The 5,678-nt window shown below is 72.3% G+C and carries 8 protein-coding genes; 2 read left to right on the forward strand and 6 right to left on the reverse strand.

All coding sequences use genetic code 11. The features are described 5' to 3' along the window. Positions 1-115: 115 nt before the first annotated feature. The 6 genes from ACFWXO_RS41605 to ACFWXO_RS41630 form a co-directional block, all read right to left on the reverse strand. The gene (locus ACFWXO_RS41605) at positions 116-1,057 is read right to left on the reverse strand and encodes a hypothetical protein (RefSeq protein WP_380531494.1); all 942 of its coding nucleotides are present in this window, start codon (positions 1,055-1,057) and stop codon (positions 116-118) included. A gap of 190 nt (positions 1,058-1,247) precedes the next feature. Then, positions 1,248-1,688: a hypothetical protein gene (locus tag ACFWXO_RS41610; protein ID WP_380531497.1), complete on the reverse strand. Its 441-nt coding sequence runs from the start codon at positions 1,686-1,688 to the stop codon at positions 1,248-1,250. A 41-nt stretch (positions 1,689-1,729) separates the two neighbouring features. Continuing rightward, positions 1,730-2,227, reverse strand: a complete 498-nt coding sequence (locus tag ACFWXO_RS41615; protein ID WP_380531500.1) for a hypothetical protein — start codon at positions 2,225-2,227, stop codon at positions 1,730-1,732. A gap of 51 nt (positions 2,228-2,278) precedes the next feature. Continuing rightward, on the reverse strand, positions 2,279-2,974 hold the full coding sequence (locus ACFWXO_RS41620; protein ID WP_380531503.1) for a hypothetical protein: 696 nt from the start codon (positions 2,972-2,974) through the stop codon (positions 2,279-2,281). 15 nt (positions 2,975-2,989) lie between these two features. After that, on the reverse strand, positions 2,990-3,529 hold the full coding sequence (locus tag ACFWXO_RS41625; protein ID WP_380531506.1) for an ATP-binding protein: 540 nt from the start codon (positions 3,527-3,529) through the stop codon (positions 2,990-2,992). Then, a complete protein-coding gene (locus tag ACFWXO_RS41630) occupies positions 3,526-4,197 on the reverse strand; it encodes a hypothetical protein (protein ID WP_380531508.1) in 672 nt (223 codons plus the stop codon). Before ACFWXO_RS41630 ends, ACFWXO_RS41625 begins: the two co-directional genes overlap by 4 nt. Positions 4,198-4,421: 224 nt before the next feature. On the opposite strand from ACFWXO_RS41630, the gene ACFWXO_RS41635 reads away from it, so the two are divergent. Further along, the gene (locus ACFWXO_RS41635; RefSeq protein WP_380531511.1) at positions 4,422-5,285 is read left to right on the forward strand and encodes a helix-turn-helix domain-containing protein; all 864 of its coding nucleotides are present in this window, start codon (positions 4,422-4,424) and stop codon (positions 5,283-5,285) included. A 6-nt stretch (positions 5,286-5,291) separates the two neighbouring features. Continuing rightward, on the forward strand, positions 5,292-5,639 hold the full coding sequence (locus ACFWXO_RS41640; RefSeq protein WP_380531513.1) for a DUF397 domain-containing protein: 348 nt from the start codon (positions 5,292-5,294) through the stop codon (positions 5,637-5,639). Positions 5,640-5,678 lie beyond the last annotated feature (39 nt).

Raw genomic sequence — 5,678 nt, forward strand, 5'->3', positions numbered from 1 at the left:
ACACCTGTGGAAACGGCGGAAGGGCGCCAGGATCGCTCCTGACGCCCTTCCGGGGGTCACCGGGGGGCCCCCCCCACACCCGGGTGGGCGCCCCGTCGGCCTTGCAGAGGGCCGGTTACTCGATCCGGATCCGGTTGATGTGCCAACCGTCCGGCCGGAGGAGGGATGCGGTGGACGCGGTGACGGGCCCGAGCTCGGCCACCCACCAGGGCAAGGGAGGCCGGTGCGCCCAGCCCCAGTGGAGGATCGCCTGCTCGGCCTGGGCTGCGAGGGCTCTGGCGGGGCGCTGGTCGCTGGTGGTCCACAGCCCGTCCGGGCGGATGTAGACAGCGTGCTCGCCGTCGGCCAGCGCGAGGGTCTGCTCCCAGCGGAGCCGTTCTTCCACCCCGGCGACGGCGAGGCGGCGGGGGTGGTGCACGGCCAGGTAGGCCCACAGGTCGGCCCACTGCTCTTCTCGCAGAGCGGCGACCGCCCTCCGGCGCCGTGTGCCCAGGTCGGGGGCCGGAAGGTGGGGGCGGGTCGCGGGGGTGTCGCCGCCGTCGGGGTACAGGGGGCCGTCCTCGGGCACCGGCCAGTGATCCTCCCCCGCGGTGAGCAGCCGAACTCGCACGCCGGTGGCGCGATTCACTGCGGCGGCCCAGGGGTGGCGGCCACCGAAGGCGAGAGGAACGGCCAGGGCACCGCCCCTGGCCAGTTGTGTGAGCCAGGCGCGGGGGATGCCCCGGACGGGGAGGGCGGAGACGATCAGGTCGTAGGGGCCCTGGTCCGGTCGGCCGTGTGCGAGGTCGCCGATGTGGACATCGACGAGGCCGAGGTTGCGGCCGCGGGGTCCGAGCGGGGCGCGCACGCTTTCTTCGCCGGCGCGGTCCGGCTGGACGGAGAAGAAGGGGGTGTCTCCGCTCAGGTTCGCGAGCTCGCGGGTGATGTCGCTGTCGGGGCCGATCTGGAGGATGCGGGCGCCGGGGGCGACCTGCCGGGTGAGGAGGATGGGCAGGGTCCTCGCCGCCGACGCGGGGGGTACGAGGAGTTGGTGCTCGGGGGCGGGTGAGTCGTTCATGTCCTTCGGGGTCTGGTCGGGGCTTCGCCGGTGGCGCGTCGCCGATGCGGAGGGGGTCGTTTCTGGTTCTGCCAGGCCGCTGGGGGCGGCCGGGTTGTCGGCGATGCGGGTGCCCGTGGTCGCGGGGCGCCTCCGATGGGGGTGTCGACACGGTGGCCGCCGGTGCCCGGCGCACCGAGCGGGGTGCCGGTCACGGCCGGTGCTCCGGCTGCTCGCGGGCCTCGGCCCGCCGCAGGCAGCGGCTCCTGGCGGCCGCGGTTCGGCTTCGGACCAGGGCCGCCCGGCGAACCTCCCGGGGCGGCTCGGGGCTGGCGGGCAGGAGCCGCCAGTGGACGGTGTTGGTCACGGCCACGGTGACGACGCGTCGGCCGGCACGGTGCTGGATGCGCAGAGGGGTGCCGTTGTTGAGCCGGAAGCAGACACGGTGGAAGGCGTCGTTGTCGGTGAAGGCTTCCAGGCGGTGGTCCCGCTCAGAGCGGTCGAGCTGGGTTCCTCCGGCGCGCAGCAGGCGGCCCAGCCAGCGCAGGGCCTGCCCCGCGGTGGCGTGGTGGCTGACGTGCCGCAGCAGAGGGTGGCGGGCACCGGCGAGGTCGGTGCTGGTGTAGGTGGCCGTGAAGCGGGCGGCGGGCACGGGGGTCCTCGGGGTGTCGGGGCGGTGGTGGCCGGGTCGGCTTAGTCCTCTCGGGGGTGGCTTGCGCTCACCGGCGTGCCAGGGTCGATGAGGGTGTGGCCCAGCCACCGCCCCGAGGTGAGGGTGCCGGTGACGGGCGGCCAGTAGGCCCAGCGGACGACCGCAGGTCCGGGGCTGGCCGGCTCGTCGATGAAGTCGGGGTCGGGCGCGGGGTTGGGCACCTTGAGGCGTTCACCGGCGGGCAGGAGGTTGGCCAGCGGGTGGTGGCCGAGCCACGGCTGTTCCTGGTCCGGGGCTATCAGCCAGTAGGTGAGGTCGGAGGTCGCGTCGTACAGCACCGGTCCGAGGCGGTGGGCGCAGGGGCCGGCGAGGGCGGCGGCGAGCAGCGGCAGCCCGGTGGCCGCCGGGAGGGAGATCGTGTCCCAGCGGCTCCCGGTGGGGACGGAGATCAGGAGGTCGGGCTCCGCCAGCCAGCGGATGAAGCCCCGGTCGCGGTGCGTGCTGCCGAGGACTCCGAGCAGCCAGATGCCGGGCGGCATGGCAGCGGCTTGGGCGGGTGTGGGGTGGTGTCGGGGCAGGGGGTTCACCGTCTACCGTCCGTCCCGGCGGCGTTCGAGGACGGTGTAGCGCTGCACGGTGTCGCTCAGACCGAGGACGATGACCTGGCGGGTGCCGTGCAGGAGCAGGACCCGGCGGGTGATCAGACCGGTCATGTCCGCGACCTCGTACGGCCTGCCGTCGAGCTGGACCCAGCTGCCGATGCGGATGTCGCCGGCCCCGGCGGGCAGGGGGTTGAGCAGGGCCCGGCCGTCGGAGAGGTGGTAGATCCCGGCGTGGTCCGGCTCGGTGACGTGCACTCGGGTGTCGAGCGGCCGGACCTGCGGGGCGGGCCGGGAGGGTGCGGGTCGCATGGAGGGTTCCGTTCGAGCGCAAGGGCGCGGTGGCCGCCGCCGGGGCGGTTCGCCGGTCCGGGCAGGGGTGGACGGGGCGGGCGGCTGGCCGGTGGTGAGGACGGTGAACTCCGCGACGGTTTCGAGGCGGGGAAGCGGCAGGATGAGGGCACCGTCGTCGAGGTGGAGGGTGCGCCCGCCGTCCCGGCGCGAGAGCAGGCTGGTGATCTCGCACGCCGTGTCGCCGACCTTGATCCAGGAGCCGGTGCGGAGTTCGTGCCCGCCGGCGGGCACCGGGACGGTGAGGATGCGGCCGTCGGGAAGGCGGAACCGGTCTGGGCCGATCCGTGTCGGGGTTGCGCGGGTTGTTCGCGGGTGCGGGGCTCGGGTGGTCATGGGGGTTCCGATCGCTCAGTTCGTCGGGGTGACGAGGGGGCAGCGGGCCCAGACGGCCTTGCCGCTGCCCGTGGGCTCCCAGCCCCAGTCGTCGTTGCTGACGGCGCGCACCAGGCCGAGGCCGAGGCCGCCTTCGAAGTCGCCGGGCTCGGTGGTGTCGAGCACCGGCCCGCTCGGGGCGCCGTCGCGGACGACGATGAGCAGGGTCAGGCCGGTGGTCGCCTCCAGCTCCAGGTCGAGCTCGATCCACTCGGGGGCGCCGGGGCGCTGCGCGGGCACGTTGCTGGGAGGCCAGCAGGTGCCGTGGTTGATCACGTGCTTGAGGACGTTGGTGAGCAGCTCGGTGAGGACGAGCATCGCGTCGTGCACGGCAGCGCTGACGGGGTCCTGCTCGGGGTCGCCGAGAACACAGCCGCGTTCGGCCAGCCAGCGGTGGCACCGGTCGACGGCGAGGGAACGGAGCAGGGGGATGTGCTCGGCGGTGAGGTGAGCCTCCCTCAGCTTGAAGGAGGTCTGCCTGGCGTCTTCGGTGCTGACCTGGACGGGCGGGGTCATGTCGCCTCCGTGCTGTGCGGCCGCCGGCCGAAGAAGGCGGCGACGGTGTTGCGCGAACGTTCGGGGGAGAGTTGGGGAGCGCTGGGGGCCGTCTCCGTCGTGGGCGCCTTCTCCTTGCCCGCGAGGAGGGGTGCGAGCGCCGACTCGGAGACGGCGTCGAGTGCGGAGGCCAGCTCCCCGGCGAAGGTCAGCCGGTCGGTGCCGTCGGGTTCGGCCAGCCAATACGGGCCCTTGCGGTGGGGGATGCCGGGCCTGGGGCAGTGGATCTCGTGTGTTCCGTCCGCCGACAGATGGCCGGTGAGGCTCTTCCCCCAATCCCAGAGCTCGGGGGTCTTCCTGGCTATGCCGTTGAGCACGGACCCCCAGGGGTGGGTGAGGGCCGGGACAAAGAAGACGATCGAGCCACCGGTGAAGAGAACCGGTCCGGGTCGGCCCAGTCGCCGCAGTGCGGGCTCGCCCAGCACGCGGTGAACGGCGATGGCCTCCCAGCCGGGGCCGGGCAGGATCTGGATCGGTGCCAGCCCGTGGAGCTCGCGCCAGGCGGCCACCCGGGAGACGAGGTCCGACTGGCCGTGGAGGAGCCAGCGGGCGCCGGGGGTGAGGCCGGTTGGCGGCGCGGTCAGCCCGCCGGGGGGCTGGTGAGCGAACGTCGAAGTGCTGAGCGGCATGGGGGTATCCCTCGTCTCCGGCGCGGCCGAGGAAAAAGCGATCACCGACCGTCACGTCTCCGTGACACCTAGGATGTACCCTGAAATTTCAGCGTGCAACTTCTCTGTGAAATTTCCTTTGATCTCCTTCGGAGTGGAGGGCGTCGGTGAGCGGAGCGATTACTCCTGGTGCGGTCCGTAGGGCAAAATCGGCTCTGGCACGCAGGCAGAGGGGAGGGTCAGCAGTGGCGACAGCACCCATGGGGCCGCTCCAGCACCGGCGGAAGGTCGGCCGACGCCTCAAGGAGTTCCGTGAAGTTTCAGGACTGACGGTCGAACAGGCAGGTCAGTCCATCGGGGTGTCGGACAGCACGATGAGCCGGATCGAGAACGGCAAGCGCGACGTCAAGATGATCGAGCTCAAGGGGCTGCTCGACAGGTACAGCGTCCCCGAGGACGAGCGCAACGCGCTGCTGGCCATGGCTCGCGAGGCACCCGAGGGCGGCATGTGGACCGCGCACGAAGCCGCCTTCCCTCCCACCTTGGAGACCTACCTGGGGCTGGAGGAGGCCGCGCGTACACTGCGGGTCTTCGCCCTGGGTTCGATCCACAGCCTGACGCGCACCCGTCCCACCATGCGGGGCATCCTCCGGTCCGGCCTGCCGGCCGCGAGCGACACCGAGCTTGACCTCCTGACCGATGCCCACATGGCCCGGCAGGAGGTCCTCACCAGGGAACCGGTCCCGGTCGAGCTGGCGATCATCCTGGATGAAGCGGCGCTGCGCAGGCCGGTCGGCGACGCGGAGGCCTGGCGCGACCAGCTCGACCACCTGATCCGGTGCGGCGAGGAAGTCCCGAACATCACCTTCCAGTGCCTGCCCTTCGCGGCCGGACCCCACGGATCGCTGACGGGCGGCTTCACGATGATCGACTTCCCGGACCCTGCCGAGCCCGAGGTCGTGTACTGCGACACGCCGGGCGGCAACCTCTACCTCCCGAAGCCGAAGGACATCCGGCGGTTCGGGCAGCTCTACACCCAGCTGTGCGGCCAGGCACTCTCCCCGGCCGCCTCGCTGGAGTTCGTACGAACCATCCGGCACGAGACGTGAGATGACATGACTGTTCCTAATTTCAGCCACGCCACCTGGTTCAAGGCCCGGGCGTCCGAGAGCGCCCAGGGGTGCTTCGAGACGGCGTTCGCCGAGGGCCACGTGGCCCTGCGGGACTCCAAGGACCGCTCACTGCCCGCCCAGGTCTACCCGGCTGAGGTCTGGAACGGCTGGCTGGCGAACCTGCGCCGCGGCGTCTTCACGGGCCACCGCATCGCCCTCAGCTTCACTGGCGCCGGGGTCCAGGTTCGCGACACGGCCACCCCCGACGCCCAGGTCCACACGTACACGCTGCACGAGTTCTTCTGCTTCATGTCCGGGGTGCACGGCCGCGAGTTCGACCTCGCCGCCTGACCTCCCTGTACGCGAAGGCGCCCGGCACTCAACGAGAGG

The organism is Kitasatospora sp. NPDC059088, from assembly GCF_042738155.1.
GTDB lineage: Bacteria > Actinomycetota > Actinomycetes > Streptomycetales > Streptomycetaceae > Kitasatospora.